We start from the raw sequence: 17,245 nt of genomic DNA on the forward strand, positions 1-17,245 counted from the left end.
GACGCCGTCGCCGTCTGCTCAGAAGAGCTCGTTGCGGGTGCGCACCGAGACTTCGATCGCGTCGGGCAGTGGGTCGTCGGTACGCTCCGGGCGCAGCACGACGGTCGTGCTCTCGCCCGGCAGCAGCGTGAGGAGTGCTGTGTCCGCGCGCAGACCCGGTGCCTCGACGGTCAGGTCGCCGTGCGCGGCTGTCGCGGTGAGGTGGACGAGCGCGTGGTCCTCTCGGCGCTCGACGGCGTACTTGACGTCGGGTGCGGGCCAGCGGACGCCGTCGTCGCGTACGAAGGTGTGCACGGCGCGGTCGGCTCCCGGGGCCTCGGCGACCACCAGTTCCTCGCGGCGGCGGCCCGCTTGGGTGATCTCCGGGCCGGTGGGGAGGGTGAGCACCGATCGGGCCGGGACGGTGAACTCCCTTTGCACGCATGCTGCTTCGCCGTCCGTGACGTGGACGCGGCGCACCGAGAGGTGACCCGTCCACGGTGCGTCGGTGTCGTTGACGAGGACGGCGCTGAGGCTCGCTTCCCTCGGCTGGAGCGTGACGAGGCGGTCGGCGAAGGCGCGGCGCACCGCGTACCAGGCGGGCTTGGGGCGGCCGCCGTGGTCGATCAGGGACCAGGACAGGGCCGGCCAGACGTCGTTGAGCTGCCAGATCAGGGCGCCCGCCGTCCGAGGCCACCACGACCGGAAGTGTTCGACGGCGGTGCGCAGGGCGTGTGCCTGGTTGAGGCTCGTGGCCAGGTGCCAGCGGCCGGTGTCCGTGGCGATGCGCTGCGGGTCGGGAAAGCGGCCCTTGAGGCGGTCCACCAGGTGGCGTTCGCCACCGGGCTGCTTCTGCCGCGCGAGGACGGCGGGGTCGTCGGGGCTGTCCGGCAGGGCGCCGAGGGCCTCGGTGAGTGTGGCCCGGGTCGCCGGGGCCTGCCAGCCGAACTCGGCGGCGAAGCGGGGGATCTGGTCGCGGTAGTGCGCGTAGTCGAACAGGTTCCAGGTGTCCCACAGGTGCGTCGGGCCGTCGCCCGGGACCTGTGGGTGGACTCCGGGTTCGCTCGCCGTGGGGCTGTTCACGACGTACACGGCGCCGGGCGCGTGGGTCTCGACGGCGGCCGGGAGCAGCTGGCGGTAGTAGCCCTCGCCCCAGGTCCGGTCCCGGATGGTGGCGCGCCAGCCCCAGTCCTCGTGGCCGAGCAGGCATTCGTTGGCGCCGTTCCACACCACGACACTGGGGTGGGCGGCGAGGCGGCGTACGACGTCGTCGGCCTCCGCGACGACCTCCGAGCGCAGCGGTTCCTCCTCGGGGTAGGCGGCGCAGGCGAAGGCGAAGTCCTGCCAGATCAGGACGCCGCGTTCGTCGCACGCCGCGTAGAAGGACTCGTCCTCGTAGATGCCGCCGCCCCACACCCGCAGGGTGTTCATGTTCGCGGCGCACGCCTGGTCGACGCGGGTCGCGTAGCGGGTGGGGGTGATACGGGAGACGAACAGGTCGTCGGGGATCCAGTTGGCGCCCTTGCAGAACACCGGGCGGCCGTTGACGCGCAGGGTGAACGCGCGACCGTGCTCGTCCGGCGCCGTGTCCACGGCGATGTGCCGGAAGCCGACGCGGTGGTGGGTCTCCTGGAGCACCGTGCCCGTCGCGTCGAGGAGGCGGACGGTGGTGTCGTGGAGTGCGGGTTCGCCGTAGCCCCGCGGCCACCAGGGCTCGGGGTCGGCCACATCAACTGTCAGCTCGTGCGGCCCTGTTGTGGCGAGGGTGAACCGTTCGGTGCGTCCCGCGACGTCGACCACGGCCGTGCACGGGCCGCCCGCCACGTCGAGCCGGACCCGGAGCGTGCCGCGCCGCAGGTCCTCGTCGAGGGTCGTGGTCACGTCGACGTCGGCGCGGGCCGTCCGCCACACCTCAAGGCGTACGTCCCGCCAGATCCCGGCCGTGACCAGCGTCGGCCCCCAGTCCCAGCCGCCCTCGCAGGCCATGGTGCGCAGCTCGTTGTAGGGGTACGACCAGTCGTACGGGAGCGGGTCGTCGCCTGCCGCCTCCAGCATGGCCCGCGCCGACGACGCGAAGCGCACGGTCAGGTCGTTGGCTCCGGGCCGTACGGCATCGGTCACGTCGAAGCGGTAACGGCGGTGCATGTTGCGGGTGTTGCCGACCTCGGTGCCGTTCACGAGGACCGTCGCGACCGTCTGGAGTCCGTCGAGGACGAGGTGGACGCGGGCGCCGTCGGGCCGGGCCGCGAGGTCGAAGCGTCTGCTGTACTCCCAGTCGGCCAGCCCGACCCACTGCACGTCGGCCTCGTTCGTGCCGAGGAACGGGTCCGGGATCACCCCGGCCCGCATCAGGTCGGTGTGCGCGCACCCCGGCACCACCGCGGGCACCTCGATGTCGCCGCGCGCTCCGGTGCCGTCGACGGACCGCAGCGTCCAGTTCTCCCCTGTCAGTTCCACGTGTCCGTGCCCTCTCATGCGTCCGGCCGGTCGGTCGGCGCGCGGTATCCGTCGGGGATCCGCGGCAGCTCCCGCACACCGGTCTCGAAGACCTCGACCGACTCCAACTCGGCTTCCGCGCCTTCGACTTCGATGGTCAGCTCGCTCGCCGTCACGGGTGCGGTGAGGTGGACGCGTCCGGCGCCCACGGTCAGCCCCTCGGCCAGGACGCGTTCACCGGCCCGCACCACGTGCCGCCCGACGCGCTGCCCGCCGCTGAGGTCCTCGCGCAGCCGCACGTGGTCGAAGGTGACCGGCCTCTCGAACGAGGCGGTCCACACGTCCCCGCGGCCGAGCCGGGCCGTCGCCGCGGGAGCGCCGAAGCGCCGGGCGACCTCCGCACCGAACTCCGTGACGCGCGCGGCGTCGGCGTCCGGGATCCGGCCGCGGGTGTCGGGCGGCAGGTTGAGCAGGAGGTTCGCGCCGAGGCCGACGGAGCGGTAGTAGATGGCGAGCAGGTGCTCCAGGGACTTGGCCTCGTCGTCCGGGTGCCAGAACCAGCCGCGCCGGATCGACACGTCGCACTCCGGCGGCAGGTACAGCGCCTCGGCGAACTCGGCGGTCACGACGGTGTACTGACTCATCTGCGTGTGGTCGACGACGTACTCGACGGGGTCGGCCGCGAGCCCGTCCTCGTTGCCCACCCAGCGGATCGTCGGATCGCCCATGTTGAACACCATGGCGTCCGGCTGGTGCAGCCGGGCGACCGCCATGATGGCGGTCCAGTCGTACGCGTACCCTTCCGATCCGGCGCCGTCGAACCACAGCTCCGTGAGCGGCCCGTACCAGGTGCACAGCTCGCGCAGCTGCTCGGCGTAGAGCTTCGTGTACGCGGCCGGGTCGGCGTACTCGGGCGCGTGGCGGTCCCACGGCGAGAGGTAGACGCCGAGGCCGATGCCGGCCGCCCGGCAGGCTCGCGCCAACTCCCCGACGACGTCGCCGTGTCCGTCCTTCCAGGGCGAGGAGGCGACGGAGTAGTCGGTGGTCCTCGTCGGCCACAGGCAGAAGCCGTCGTGGTGTTTCGCGGTGATGATCGCGTAGCGGGCGCCGGCCGCGACGGCTGTGGCGACCCACTGCTCGGCGTCGAGGCCGTCCGGGTCGAACGACGACGCCGGGAGGGTGCCGTCGCTCCACTCCTGGCCGTGGAAGGTGTTGATGCCGAAGTGGAAGAAGGCGCCGATGCCGCTGCGCTGCCAGGCGAGTTGGTGGGGTGTGGGGGCGATGGGGGCGTCGGATCGCAACGCGTGTCCTCTCGGGTGGTACGGGAAGGGCTCAGGCGGGCTGCTCGTCCTGCGCCCAGCAGTGCACCCAGTGGTCGTCGGCGACCTGGGTGCGGGCGGGGAAGGCGGTGGCGCAGACGGGCCGGGCGAGCGGGCAGCGGGTGCGGAAGCGGCAGCCGGAGGGCGGGTCGACCAGGCTCGGGGGTTCGCCGAGGGTCTCCTCGTCCTCGACGGAATCACCGTCCCGTTCGTCGAGGAAGCCGCCGCGGTCGGGGTCCGGCGCGGATTCCAACAGCAGTCTTGTGTAGGGGTGTTGGGGGTTGGCGACGAGGGCGTCGCCGGGGCCGGACTCCACGAGTTGTCCCGCGTACAGGACCTTGATCTCGTCGGCGAAGTAGCGGGCGCTGGCGATGTCGTGGGTGATGTAGAGGATCGCCAGGCCCTCGTCGTCGCGGAGTCTGCCGAGCAGGTTGAGGATGTCCAGGCGGATGGAGACGTCCAGCATGGAGATCGGTTCGTCGCCGAGAAGCACCTTCGGGCGGGCGGCGAGCGCGCGGGCGATGGCGATGCGCTGGCGCTGGCCGCCGGACAGCTCGTAGGGGAACTTGTCGATGAACTGGTCGGCCGGGGTGAGGTTGACGCGTTCGAGGAGCTGGAGGATCTGGCGTTCCGTGTCCTCGGCGCCGGACGCGAGGCCGTGCAGTTTCAGGGGGCGGCTGAGGATGTAGCGGATCCTGTGGACCGGGCTGAGGGACGAGAACGGGTCCTGGAAGATCATCTGGACCTGGCGGTAGTACGCGCGCTTCGCCTTCGCCGTGCGGGCCTTCCGGACGACGTCGCCGTCGAGCAGGATCTCGCCCTCGGTGGGCGGGTAGGCGAGGGCGAGCATCCGGGCGAGCGTGGACTTCCCGCTGCCGGACTCGCCGACGAGCGCGGTGATGCGGCCCTTGTGGAGGGCGAGCGAGGTCGGCTCGACGGCCTTGACCTCCTTGCCGTGGCCGCCGGGCCCCTGCACCGGGAAACGCTTGACGACCTCGCGGGCCTCCAGGACCGGGGCGGGGAGGGTGGTGTCAGGTACGGGCATGGCGGTCCTCGGCTTCCGGGGTCGTCGTGGCGGGGCTCCGATGGAGATGGCAGGCGACGTCTCCGGCCGCGCCGCCGAGCTGGAGCAGGGCCGGTTCCTCGCGGTCGCAGGCGTCGAGCCGCTGGGCGCAGCGCGGGTGGAAGGAGCAGCCGGGCGGCGGGGTGCGCAGGCCGGGCGGGGAGCCGGGGATGCCGGTGATCTCGCGGCGTTCGCCGTGCAGCGGGGGGAAGGCGCCGCGCAGGGCCGTCGTGTAGGGGTGGCGCGGGTCCTCGTAGAGGCGGCGCGGCGGTCCCGTCTCGACGATCCTGCCCGCGTACATCACGGCGATGCGGTCGGCGATCTCGATGAGCAGCGACAGGTCGTGGGTGATGAAGACGACCGAGAAGCCCAACTCGCGCTTCAGCCGTGCCACTTGGCGCAGGATCTGGCGCTGCATGACGACGTCGACGGCGGTGGTCGGCTCGTCCATGACGACGAGGTCGGGTTCGCAGGCGAGCGCGAGGGCGATGGTGGCGCGCTGGCGCATGCCGCCGGACAGTTCGTGGGCGTAGGAGCGCAGCCGGTCGGCGGGGATGCCCACCATGCCGAGCAGTTCGCCCGCCCGCTCCCAGGCCGCCTTCTTCGACAGGCCGCGGTGCCTGCGCAGGACGTCGGCGAACTGGGTGCCGAGGCGCAGCACCGGGTTGAGGGCGTTCATCGCGCTCTGGAAAACGATCGCCATCTTCTCCCAGCGCAGCGCAGCGAGTTGACGCTCGGTCAGGCGCAGGATGTCGACGTTCCCGGCGCCGTCCCGGCCGTGCAGGACGACGGAGCCCGCCGTGGTCACGGCCGGGGGCCGCTCCAGCCGGGTCATGGCGGTGACGAGGGTGGACTTTCCGCAGCCGCTCTCGCCGACGATGCCGAGGGTCTCGCCGCGGCGCAGCGTCAGGTCGACGCCGCGGACGGCGTGCACCGGGTCCTCCTGGTCGAAGTAGTCGACGTGCAGATCGCGGACGGTGAGCAACGGCGTGCTCATGAGGTGGCCTCCTTCACGGACGCGGGCTGGACGGGGGCCGCGGCCTCGGCCGCGCCGAGGCGGGCGGCGCGGGCCCGCAGGCGTACCTGCTTGGAGGGCTTGCGCAGCCGCGGATTGGACACCTCGTCGATGCCGAAGTTGATGAGTCCGGCGGCGACGCCGACCAGGGCGATGCAGGCGCCCGGCGGGACGAACCACCACCAGGCGCCGCGGGTCAGCGCGGACCCGTTCTGCGCCCAGTAGAGCATCGAGCCCCAGCTGGTGGTGTTGATGTTGCCGAGGCCCATGAAGGACAGGCCCGCGTCCGCGAACATCGAGCCGACGACCGCGCCGAGGAAGCTGACGGAGATCAGCGGCGCGAGCGACGGGACGAGTTCGCGGGTGATGACGCCCCAGCGGCTCTCGCCGGTCATCTCGGCCGCCGCCACGAAGTCGCGGTGGCGCAGCGACAGGGTCTGCGCCCGCTTCTGCCGCGCCGCCCACGGCCACGCCGTGAGGCCGATGACGAGGGCCACGGTGAGCCAGCCGCCGCGCCCCTGCACGTAGCTCGCCACGATGATGAGCAGTGGCATGCCGGGGATGACGAGGAAGATGTTGGTGGCGACGGTCAGGAGCGAGTCCGCGCGCCCGCCGAGGTAGCCGCCCGCGACGCCGACGAGGACCGACAGCACGGTGGTGACGACGCCCGCGACGAGCCCGACGAGCAGGGAGACGCGGCTGCCGACGACGAGCTGCGCGAAGACGTCCTCGCCGTTGGCCGTGGTGCCGAGCGGATGGGCTCCGGAGGGCGGCTGCATGGAGGCGCTGGTGTCGACGTCGGTCGGCGAGAGCCCCATCAGGTTCTCGACGACGAACGGGCCGAAGAGGGCGAGCAGCGCGAAGAAGGCGATGATGACGATGCCCGCGCGGACCTTGAGGTTGGCCGGCGGCCGGAGCGCTGTGCGCCGCCGCCGGGCGCGTACCGGTTCGGTCATGAGCGGGTCTCCCTCGCGCGCGGGTCGATCAGTCCGTACACCGAGTCCGCGACGAAGTTCGCGGCGAGCACGGTGAGCGAGACGATGAGGAACAGGGCCTGCATCAGCGGGTAGTCGACGCTGGAGACGGCCTGGTAGAGCAGGTAGCCGACCCCGGGGTACGAGAAGACGATCTCCACGAGGATCTGGCCGCTGACGGCGGAGCCGATGGTGAGGGCGAACCCGGCGACGCTCGGCAGGACCGCGTTGCGCGCCGCGTACTGGAACATCACGCGGGCCTTGGACAGGCCCTTGGCGCGGGCGAGGAGCACGTAGTCCTCGGAGACGGTCGTCACCATCATGTTGCGCATGCCGACGAGCCAGCCGCCGAACGAGGCGACGACCATGGTGACGGCGGGCAGGATGCCGTGCTCCAGGACGCTCGCCAGGAACGGCCCGTTGAACGCGACCGCCATGTCACCGTCGTACGCGCCGCTGATCGGAAGCCAGTTGAGCTGCACGCCGAACGCCATGACGAGCAGCAGCGCGACCCAGAAGAACGGCAGCGCGCCGAGGAACATGGAGGCGGGCGTGATGAAGGAGTCGAAGCGCGAGCCGACGCGGGAGCCCGCGAGGACGCCCATCGAGGTGCCGATGACGAAGGCGAGCACGGCGGTCAGGCCGACCAGCCCGATGGTCCAGGGCAGACCGGAGCGGATGACCTCCCACACGGGCGTCGGGTAGTAGGCGACCGACGCGCCGAAGTCGAAGTGGGCGATCTGGCCGAGGTAGGTGACGTACTGGTCCCACAGGGGTGCGCCGGGCGCGCCGAACAGCCGGTAGATGCTGGTGACCTGGTCGGCGGACAGGTTCTGCTTCTGCTGCATCTGGGAGATGAGCGCGGAGGCGGGGTCGCCCGGCATCAGGCGCGGGATCAGGAAGTTGAGGGTGATGGCGACGGCGGCGGCGCCGAGGTAGAAGCCCAGGCGGCGCAGGAAGTAGCGGGCGGCGCCGAACCGTGCGGCCACCGAGCGCCGCGCCACGGGTGGCGTGGTCTCGGGGACGGCGGGGGTGAGGACGGGGGCGGTCATGGGATCAGCCCTTCGCCGGGCGCAGGTTGAGCAGGATGCTCATGGCGTCGACGCCGCCGGCCCACGGGGCGGGCTGGGCGTAGGGCTTCTTCTCGTCCGGCCAGCCGGTCCAGTTCTTGCTGTTGTACTCGGAGGAGACACCGATGGTGATGAGCGGGGCGGCCGGAACCTCGTCGACCATGATCTTCTGGAACTTGGCGGAGTACTTCTTGACGCTCGCCGCGTCGTGCGCGCTCGCCATCTCCTTGAGCAGGTCGTCGGCCTTCTTGCTCTCGTAGTGGCCGTAGTTGGTCCAGATGCCGCCGTTGCGGCTGTAGAGCATGTCCTTGAAGAAGTTGTAGGGGGTCGAGTAGTAGATCCCGCCGCCGATCGTGACGTCGAAGTCACCGGACTTGCGCTTGGCGTCGATCTGCGCGGCGGCGATGGGCTTCACGTCGACGTCGACGCCCGCCTTCTTCAGCTGAGAGGCGACGACCTTGTCGAACTGGACGGCGTCGCCCCACTCCTGCACCTCCATGATGGAGAAGCTGAGCGGCTTGCCGCTGTCGTCGACCAGCCTGCCGTTCTTCTTCGTGTACCCGGCCTTCTTGAACTCGGCCATCGCCTTGGCCAGTTCGGCGTTCGGCTGCTCGGCGTCCCGGTACTCGTCGGCGATCCACTTGCCCTGGGTCCTGGAGTCGAGGCCGGTGAGGTTGAGGGTGTTGAACATGCCCGGGTTGGTGACGTTCAGGAGCTGGCTGCGGTCGACGGCCAGCGAGAGCGCCTTGCGGACGTGGACGTCGTCGAACGGCTTCCTGGTGTGGTTGAAGAACATGAACTGCCCGCCGTAGGTGGGGTACCAGGCGTGGTGGTTCTTCGGGTCCTTGTCGATGTACTGCTTCTTGACGTCCGGCACGACCGCGCCGCTCCAGTCGAGCTCCCCGCTGAGCAGCTTGGGCACCTCGGAGGCCTGTGTGACGATGGGCGCCTTGACGATCTTGACCGGGACGTTCTTCTGCTTCCAGTAGTCGTCGCGGGCCTCGAACGTGAGCTGCTGCGGGGTGAACTGCTTGAGCTTGTACGGACCCGAGCCGACCGGGTTCGGGTTGGTGTCCTTCGCGCCGTCCTTCTTCTTCCAGATCTTCTCCGGCACCGGGGTGACCCCGCCGATGCTGTCGATCTTGGAGTAGGCGGGTGCGTCGAAGATGATCTCGACGGTGTGCTCGTCCGGCGCGGAGGCCTTGGAGAAGTCGAACGCCCAGGTGGGCGGCAGTTCGTTCTTCTTCACGTAGTTCAGGGTGAACACCACGTCGTCGGCGGTGAGCTTCGAGCCGTCGCTCCAGTTGGCCCGCTCGTCGAGGTGGACGGTGATCTTCTTGCCGCCGTCGGCCCACTCGTACTTCGTCGCCAGCCAGGGCGTGAACTTGCCGCCCTCCAGGATGTTGAAGTCGAAGAGCGCCTCGTACTGGAAGCCGAACGTACCCTGCGTGGCCTTGAGGGCGAACGGGTTGAAGTTGCGGTTGATGGTGGTGCCCGCGAAGCCGAGGTTGGCGGTGAGCGCGCCGTCACCGGCGGAACCGCCCGCCGGGGTGGGCGCGGCCGAACAGCCGGACAGGACGAACGAGAGGACGACGGCGCCGACCGCGGCGACGCGGGCGCCGGTGCGGAGGGCGGCGGGGCGGGACTGCGGGTTCACGCGGTGCTTCGGGTTCATCGGGGGCTCTCCCGAGGGGTGTTGGGGACGGGGGACATCGCGCGTGGGGGGTGGCAGGTCACTGGCGGGTGGATGGCGAGAACGGCGCATCGGGTCGGCAGCGGTTGGACATCGTTGTCATAGCGCGTCGGTGCGGGATTTCCGACCACGCGTCTTCGGGGGCGGGATGGAGAGGTCAGCCGGGGGCGGGGCCGCTGCTGCCGCGGGGGACGAGCCGCGGGGTCGCGTCCTCGACGGTGCGGGCGGGTCCGCCGTCGAGCAGCGCGAGCAGTTCCTCGGCGGTGCGCCGCCCGAAGGCCGGGGTGTCCCGGACGAGGGCGGACAGCGGGGGGTGGGTGGAGCCGGTGAGCACGGACTCGTCCCAGGCCACGAGCGTCAGCTCCCCCGGCACCGCGATGCCGAGCGAGGCCGCGACGCCCAGGCCCGCCACGGCCAGCACATCGGTGTCGTAGACGATCGCGGTGGGCCGCGGCGCGTCGCCTTCGAGCGCCTGCCGGGTGGCGTCGACGCCCTGCTGCCGCGAGTAGTCGGTGGGGACGCTGCGCACGTCGGCGGGGTCGAGGCCGAGCCGCTCCGCCTCGGCCCGCAGGGAACGGATCCGTTTCTGGGTGTGGGCGAGGTGGGGCAGCCCCGCGACGTGCACGATGCGGCGGTGCCCGAGGCCGTGCAGATGCTGAACGATGCCCGCCATGGCCCGGGAGTCCGAGGCCCACACGCTGGAGATGCCCGGGTGCGCCGGACCGCCCTCGGCTCCGGGCACCGCGCCGACGAACACGGCGGGCAGGCCGAGTTCGTCGAGCAGCGCCGGGCGCGGGTCCCCGTCGCCGTCCCGGGGGTCGACGACCAGCACGCCGTCGACGCGGCGCTCGGCCCACCAGCGGCGGTAGGCCGCGCACTCGGCATCCAGGTCGGGGACCACCAGGAACAGCAGTCCGATGCTCCGCTCGGCGAACGCCTGCTGGATGCCCGACACCAGTTGCAGGAAGAAGAACTCGGCGCCCAGCGCGTGCGCCGGACGGGCCAGCACGAGCCCCACCGTGGCGGTGCTCTCCCCGCTCAACGCCCGCGCCGCGGCGCTCGGTTGCCACCCGAGGCGGTCGGCGACCTCCCGTACGCGCTGCCGGGTGGACGGGGAGACACCGGGCCGCCCGTTGAGCGCGAGGGACACGGCGGACTCGGACACGCGCGCCTCTTGGGCGATGTCTTTCAGAGTGGAGCGTCTGGTGGGAGTACGGCGCATGGACTTCTCCTGCCGCGCATGCCGGCAAGCCACCCCGAACGGGACGGCCCGAGCCCCAACTGCCCTGAACTCAAGCGGTTGAGTGCGAGAACGCTAAAGCGCTTGAGCTCCTGGAGCAACAGGTTGCGCAGCAATTGACGTCCGGTGACACGCATTTGAGGTGCGCGAAACATGAAGTGGCGCCCACGAAGGACGATTTGGAGCGACGAGGGCCGCAATGCCCTGCCATCCCATGCCGAAGAATGAACAGCGAGAATCGAGCGGCGGGGAGGCCGCTACCGCCCGTGACCAGCGGGCGCGCGGTCGAGCTGCCCGGCCAGGTCCGTCAGATCGCGGGCGTACAGGTCGAAGGCGTCCGAGGCGGTGGGAGGGTCGCCGACGGGGCGGGCGACGTAGGCGGTGCGCAGGCCGGCGGCCCGCGCCGCGCGCAGGTCCCAGGCGTGCGTGGCCACCATCAGGAGCCGCTCCGGAGGCCGCCCGGAGACCTCCACCGCCAGCCGGTACACCGCCGGATCCGGCTTGTACGTGCGGGCGTCCTCGGCGGAGAGGGCCTGGTGCCAGCGCAGCCCGGCGTGCGCGTTGAGATCGAGCAGCGCCGTCCGGCTCGCGTTGGAGAGCCCGAGCAACGGAAACCGTTCGGCGAGCCGGGCGAGCCCCGCGACGGTGTCGGGCCACGGCGGCAGCCCCCGGCCCGCGCGGGCCAGCTCGGCCACGGCGGTCGCGTCGTCGACCCCGGCGTCCTCGGCCACGAGGAGGGCGGCCTCCAGGTCGAGGGTGCCGCTGTCGGCGTAGGGGCGCAGGCCGTCGACGACACGCTGCTGTGCGCGCTCGATGTGCCGCTGCCACAGCGACAGGAGCCGTTCGGTCGCCGTCTCGTCGAGCGCGGGGGCGAGTCGGCGGATTCCGGCGCGGATGCCGGAGGGTTCGTCGACGAGCGTGCCGAGGACGTCGAACACGAGGGCGTCGATCTCGGGCTGCGGCTGCGTCTTGGGCCGTTGCTCCGGCATGGGATCGGTCTCCTGGGCGTGGCGGGGGGCACGGCGGGGACTGCTGACGCCTGGTGCAACGCGGCCGGCGGCGACCGCGATTCCCGGCGGACGGAGGATGCGGACCCCACCTTCGTGGCACTGAGTGCCATCCGAGTGTTGCGCGCCGGAACGCGGATCGTAGGCTTTCCGCCATGACCGATGCCCTCGTACACCCCAGCCCCGACGAAGCCTTCCGCATGCTGGTGACCGGCAACCAGCGCTTCGTGACGGGAACCCCCGACCACCCCAACCAGGACGCCGCGCGCCGCGCCGAGACGGCCCCGTCGCAGAGCCCCTTCGCCGTGATGTTCGGCTGCGCCGACTCCCGCCTCGCCGCCGAGATCATCTTCGACCGGGGGCTCGGCGACCTGTTCGTCGTGCGCACCGCGGGCCACGTCCTCGGCAACGAGGTGCTGGGCAGCATCGAGTACGGCGTGAGCGTGCTCGGCGCCCCGCTCGTCGTGGTCCTCGGCCACGACTCCTGCGGGGCAGTCGCCGCCGCGCGCGCCGCGGTGGAGGAGGGGGCGGCGCCCACGGGCTTCGTCCGTGACGTCGTGGAGCGGGTCACCCCGAGCGTCCTCTCCGCGCGCGCCGCCGGCCGCACCAGCGCCGACGAGATCCTGCACGAGCACATCCGGTACACCGTGGACCTGCTCGTCGACCGCTCCCAGGCGATCGCCGAGGGCGTGGCGTCCGGGCGTACGGCCGTGGTCGGCATGGCCTACCAGCTGGCCGACGGCACCGCCCGCCTGGTGGCCTCCCGCGGCCTGAGCGAGACGGTCGCCCCCACCGGCTGACCACGCCTGCGCGGCACCACGGCCCCGGGCGCCGGGAGCGTGGTGCCGCGCTCGCCGCACGCGACACCCACCCGTCGCGCACGGCGCACCTCCGTGTGAAGCACGGATGGTCGATGTGAAGCAGATACGCCCGATCCGGGGATTTTCCGCGAAGTCCGTCATCGGGTGCATCCGAAAGACCGGCCCCACGGGTACCGCTGCGCCCCGGTGCACTACCGGCGCGTACCGCCGACGTTGAAGATGCCGGGAATGGGCGACAGTAACGATTCTGCGCGGCTGCCGCCGACCCCACTCGCTTCCATTCGCTCAGGCGGCAAAGGACACAAGGTGCACGAGGAAGTCGACGAGGTCGGCACGCTTCTCCGGCTGGTGGCGGACAGCAGGGCGCACGACGCGCTCGTGGGCCGTGAGGAGCAACGTGACGCGCTGCGCGGCCTGTTGGACAGCCGACGACTCGTCACCGTCACCGGGCCGGTCGGCGTCGGCAAGAGCCTGCTGTGCGACGTCACCGTGCGGGACGCGCGGGCCGGTCGGCAGGAACTGGTACGGGTGTCGTGGCCCGAGGCGGCCGGCCGGCCGGGGGCCTTCCGGGAGGCCGTGGGGCAGGCGCTGCCCGCCCCGCTCCGCGCCCGCGGCGACGCCTCGGGCCGCCCCCGACGGTCGGCCCCGCGCGTGCTGCTGTTCCTGGACGACGTCGACCCCGTCCACGCCGAGTGCGTCGGAGTGGTCCAGCGCCAGCTGCTCGCACACCCCTCGCTGCGGATCCTGGTCACCGCGCGCCACCCCCTGGGCCTCGGGGACGAGGCCGTGCTGCGGCTCGGACCACTGGCCACGGAACCCGGCGCCGACGGCGGCCCCTCCCCCGCCGTACGGCTCTTCCTGGACCGGGCCGGTGACGCGCTGCGGCGCCGGGACGCGCCCACCCTCGAACACGTCGAGTCCCTCTGCCGGGCGCTCGACGGGCTGCCGCTGGCGATCGAGCTCGCCGCCGCACAACTGTCCTCGTACTCTCCGCACGACCTGGCCGAACTCGTGGAGCACGGGCAGTCCTGGCTCGCTGACCCGCGTCAGCGCCATCGGCGGCACCGCTCCGTCGAGGAGGCGATCGGCGCCGTGCACGCCCTGTGCAGCCCGTGGATGCGGATGGTGTGGAGCCGCGCCAGCGTGCTGGCCGGAACGTTCGGCGAGAGTGCGGCCGTCGTGCTGTGCGCGGGCGGCGAGGTCGGCGCGCGGCAGGTGCCGGGACTGCTGACGCGGCTGGCCGCGCTCGGCCTGCTCCAGCACGAGAACGACCCGCAGGGCCCCGCCGAACCGCGCTACCGCATGCCCGCCGCCGTGCGCGAGTACGGCGAGTGCCGGCTCGCGGAGGCGGGGGAACTCGGCATCGCCGTGGAGCGCCGGTCCGCGCACTGCCTCACGATCGCCCGGCTCGCGGAGCACCTGTGGGACCACGGGCACCAGACCCGGGCGGTACGGCTGCTGGCCGACGAGCAGTACAACCTGCACGCCCTGCTGCGCCATGCGCTGAGCGACCCGGACCCAAAGGCCGCGGGCACCGCCCTGGAGACCGCGACCCGGCTGTGGTTCTGGTGGGTCACGGGGCACTCCGCGATCGGGCTGCGGTTCCTGCTCCAGCTCCTCGCCCGCTGCCCCGAGGACCACCCGTCGGTGGCGGCCGCGACCTGGCTCGCGGCCTGGCTCGCGGCGCGCACCGACCCCGGCACGGCCCGAACCCTGCTCGACCGGATCTGGCCGGGGGCCGTCCTCGACGGCGACGACGTCCTGCTGGCCCGCATCGCCCATGTGCACGGCCTCCTCGCCCTCGCGGTCGGCGACCCGGTGCAGGCCGCCGGCCACTTCGAGCAGGCCTGCGTCCTCACCCCCGACCACGCCACCGGCGGCCCCGGCCGCGCCGTCTACCTGGCCGCCCTCGCCTTCGCCCGCCGCGACACCGAGCCCCGCGCCGCCCACCGCGCGGCCGTCGCCGCCCTCGCCCAGCCCGGACTGCGCGAGGACGTCTGGTCCCGCATGCGGGCCCGCTACGCGCTGGCCGTCGTCGACCAGCGCAACGGACGCCCCTCCCGGTCCTGGAGCGGCGCCCACCGGGCCGTGACCGACGCGGACTCCGCCACCTGCGCTCCCCAGGCCCACGCCGCCCTCCAGGCCCTGCTGTCCGGGCCGCGCGGCGGCCGGTCGGCCCCGCAGTCGCCTCCGGACCCGCTCGTCCCGGGACTCTCCGGGTGACGTGCGGGCGCGCCGCGGCGTCTCACACCGCCCCGTCGAACCGGGTCTCGGACTGTCGCACCGCGCCGTCGCGCGGGGCGTGCACTTCCGCCGTGGTCAGCGAGGGCTCGGCGGGGCACAGGGCGATGATGGCGATGTCGTCGGCCAGGTGGTGGGTCCAGTCGCGTACGCCGTCGTCGAGGTGGCCGACGAGGTGGTCGGGGGTGCCGTACGGGGCGCGGGTCAGGCGTTCGGTGAGGGGGTAGAACTCGCCGGTCGAGTTGCGGGCCTCGCTCAGGCCGTCGGTGTGCGCCACGAGCGTCGCGGCGGGGTCGAGGCGCACGGTGTGCGGGGTGGGCGCGGCCCCGGAGCCGAGTGTGCCGAAGCCCAGCGGGAGCAGCGTCGGGACGTCGATCTCCGTGACCCCGGCCGAGGTGACCTCCAGTGGGGTCAGATGGCCGCAGTTGACGAGGTTCAGGTCCCGCGGGTCCTGCGCCGGGCCGTCGTGCTGCACCAGCAGGGCCGTCGCGAACAGCTCGTCGTCCCCGCGCGTGGCGGCGGCGCGCATCACCTGCCGGTCCAGGCGCGCGGCGAGCTCCCCGAGCTCCTCCGTCTCGTGGGCCTGGCTGCGGAAGCACCCCAGGAGGTCGGTGACGGTCTGCACCGCCTGGAGCCCCTTGCCGCGCACGTCGCCGATGAGGATGCGGGTGCCGTACGGGGTGTGCAGGGCCTCGATGAAGTCGCCGCCGATGCCGGTGTCGGCGGTGGCGGGCCGGTACAGACTCGCGAGGCGCAGACGGCCCAGGCGCCTGGGTATGGGGTGCAGGACGGCGTGCTGGAGGGTGCTCGCGGTCTGGCTCATCCGGGCCAGCCGGTCGGACTGCTCCCGCCGCGACCAGACGACGGCTCCGGCCGCCGCCCCGAAGCCGAGCGCGACGATCAGGGTGCCGGAGTCACCGATGCCGGTGCGGGACAGCAGGTACTGGAGCCCGGCGGCGCAGGCCACCGCCACGGACACGGCGACCCGGCCGAGCAGCAGCGCGGCCACGGCGAGCACGATCGTGCCGAGGCGCAGCAGCTGCCGCGCCTCGGCGGGCAGGGGGACGCTGTCGACGGCGGAGGTGTAGGGCAGGGACTGCGCGGCGGCGGTGCCCAGCAGGATGGAGCCGGGCAGCAGGGCCGCGCTGGTGCCGAGGTGAGTGCGCGGGATCGCGGCGAGGTAGCGCGCCATCTGCGGGGCGGCGGCCAGCATGATGCCGAACCCGATGAGCGCCACGACGGCGTAGTCGGCGGCGACCGGGTAGGCGTGCTCGCCGAGCCCGGCGTGCAGCAGGACCAGGCCGAGCGCGGCCAGCGGCAGTCCGAGCGAGGAACCCGTCACCGGCGCGACGGGGCGGCGGCGCACCAGCAGGCAGCTCGCGGCGCCGCCGACGCCGAAGGCCGACAGGACGAAACCGGCGGACTCGGGGCCGCTGCCCTTCTCCGCGGCGAGCGCCGGGAGCCCCATCGCGAGGACGACCTGGGTGAAGCCGAGGGCGAGGCCCGCGACGAGAGCACCGGCCCGCACCGATTCCGGCAGCAGCGCGGGGCGGCCCCGCGAGGCCATCGACAGGCCCCGGCAGCGCAGCCGCGCGAGGACCAGCGCGACCGTGGCGGTGAGCAGCAGCAGGCCCACGCGCGGGTCCGACCAGCCCCACACGGGGGCGAGCTGGAGCGCTGCGGGGGCGAGGACGCCGAAGACGATGAGGCTGCCCGCGCGGGTGCGGTCCGGCAGCGGGAGCCGGGTCGTGGCGGCGGGTTCGGGGACGTAGCGGTGGACCAGTAACAGCGCGGCCAGGGCCGCGAGGGTCATGGCGACCATCGCGAGCCGCCATCCGCTGATGGACGCGGCCCGCGGCGCCACGTTCACGGCGATCACGAAGCCCAGGGACATGGCGGCCAGCCAGCCGCCCATGACCTTGCGGAGCCGGCCGGGCAGGAACACGGTCGGCAGGAAGGCGAGGCAGCTGACGAAGACGGCGGCGAGGGCCACCGCGACGACGATCCGCCCGAGCACGTAGGACCAGCCGTCGAACGCGACGCCGAGCAGCGCGCACCCGGCGGCGAGGCCGCCCAGGGAGACGAGCAGCACGGAGCGCCGCCCCCGCAGATCACCGGCCCGTCCGGCGACGACCAGCGTGAACAGGGCCAGCGAGGAGCCGACGACCCGGGCGACCACTTCGTGGCCCACCCCCAGGCCGAGTTCGGCGTGGACGAGAGGGACGGCCGCCGAGTTCACGGCGGGAGCCACCACGTAGAGGGCGGCGACGGCGGCGAGCAGCAGCCCGACCACACGCGTCGATCCCCGTCCGTCGTCCGCCGGGTACGCGGCGACGGCTGTGGCGCCGCCGCCGGACACACCGGTGCCGAGCATGTACTGACCTCCC

Annotated in this window: 12 protein-coding genes; 2 read left to right on the plus strand and 10 right to left on the minus strand. The window is 72.7% G+C overall.

What is annotated here, in order from left to right:
* Positions 1-18: 18 nt before the first annotated feature.
* From ACYBSK_RS21710 to ACYBSK_RS21750, 9 genes are all read right to left on the minus strand, one after another.
* A complete protein-coding gene (locus tag ACYBSK_RS21710; protein WP_460242954.1) occupies positions 19-2,436 on the minus strand; it encodes a glycoside hydrolase family 2 protein in 2,418 nt (805 codons plus the stop codon).
* Between the two features lie 14 nt (positions 2,437-2,450).
* Entirely contained in the window at positions 2,451-3,716 is a 1,266-nt protein-coding gene (locus ACYBSK_RS21715; protein WP_457478851.1) for an alpha-L-fucosidase, read from the minus strand.
* A 31-nt stretch (positions 3,717-3,747) separates the two neighbouring features.
* On the minus strand, positions 3,748-4,779 hold the full coding sequence (locus ACYBSK_RS21720) for an ABC transporter ATP-binding protein (RefSeq protein WP_460242955.1): 1,032 nt from the start codon (positions 4,777-4,779) through the stop codon (positions 3,748-3,750).
* On the minus strand, positions 4,766-5,794 hold the full coding sequence (locus tag ACYBSK_RS21725; protein ID WP_460242957.1) for an ABC transporter ATP-binding protein: 1,029 nt from the start codon (positions 5,792-5,794) through the stop codon (positions 4,766-4,768). The genes ACYBSK_RS21720 and ACYBSK_RS21725 overlap by 14 nt, the downstream gene beginning before the upstream one ends.
* Positions 5,791-6,768 carry an ABC transporter permease gene (locus ACYBSK_RS21730; protein ID WP_457478854.1) on the minus strand — a complete coding sequence of 326 codons (978 nt, stop codon included), beginning with the start codon at positions 6,766-6,768 and terminating at the stop codon, positions 5,791-5,793. Before ACYBSK_RS21730 ends, ACYBSK_RS21725 begins: the two co-directional genes overlap by 4 nt.
* Positions 6,765-7,838, minus strand: a complete 1,074-nt coding sequence (locus ACYBSK_RS21735) for an ABC transporter permease (protein ID WP_457478855.1) — start codon at positions 7,836-7,838, stop codon at positions 6,765-6,767. Before ACYBSK_RS21735 ends, ACYBSK_RS21730 begins: the two co-directional genes overlap by 4 nt.
* 4 nt (positions 7,839-7,842) lie before the next feature.
* The gene (locus tag ACYBSK_RS21740) at positions 7,843-9,531 is read right to left on the minus strand and encodes an ABC transporter substrate-binding protein (protein WP_460242958.1); all 1,689 of its coding nucleotides are present in this window, start codon (positions 9,529-9,531) and stop codon (positions 7,843-7,845) included.
* 175 nt (positions 9,532-9,706) lie between these two features.
* Positions 9,707-10,771: a LacI family DNA-binding transcriptional regulator gene (locus tag ACYBSK_RS21745; protein WP_460242959.1), complete on the minus strand. Its 1,065-nt coding sequence runs from the start codon at positions 10,769-10,771 to the stop codon at positions 9,707-9,709.
* 275 nt (positions 10,772-11,046) lie between these two features.
* The gene (locus ACYBSK_RS21750; protein WP_457478858.1) at positions 11,047-11,778 is read right to left on the minus strand and encodes a haloacid dehalogenase type II; all 732 of its coding nucleotides are present in this window, start codon (positions 11,776-11,778) and stop codon (positions 11,047-11,049) included.
* A 173-nt stretch (positions 11,779-11,951) separates the two neighbouring features.
* Between ACYBSK_RS21750 and ACYBSK_RS21755 the strand changes: the two genes are divergently transcribed.
* Both ACYBSK_RS21755 and ACYBSK_RS21760 read left to right on the plus strand, forming a co-directional pair.
* Entirely contained in the window at positions 11,952-12,596 is a 645-nt protein-coding gene (locus ACYBSK_RS21755) for a carbonic anhydrase (protein ID WP_457478859.1), read from the plus strand.
* 327 nt (positions 12,597-12,923) lie between these two features.
* The gene (locus tag ACYBSK_RS21760) at positions 12,924-14,840 is read left to right on the plus strand and encodes an ATP-binding protein (protein WP_457478860.1); all 1,917 of its coding nucleotides are present in this window, start codon (positions 12,924-12,926) and stop codon (positions 14,838-14,840) included.
* 22 nt (positions 14,841-14,862) lie between these two features.
* Here the strand turns inward: ACYBSK_RS21760 and ACYBSK_RS21765 are convergent, their stop codons facing one another.
* Positions 14,863-17,232, minus strand: a complete 2,370-nt coding sequence (locus ACYBSK_RS21765) for an MFS transporter (RefSeq protein ID WP_460242960.1) — start codon at positions 17,230-17,232, stop codon at positions 14,863-14,865.
* Positions 17,233-17,245 lie beyond the last annotated feature (13 nt).

It is taken from the genome of Streptomyces sp. BYX5S (assembly GCF_054724165.1).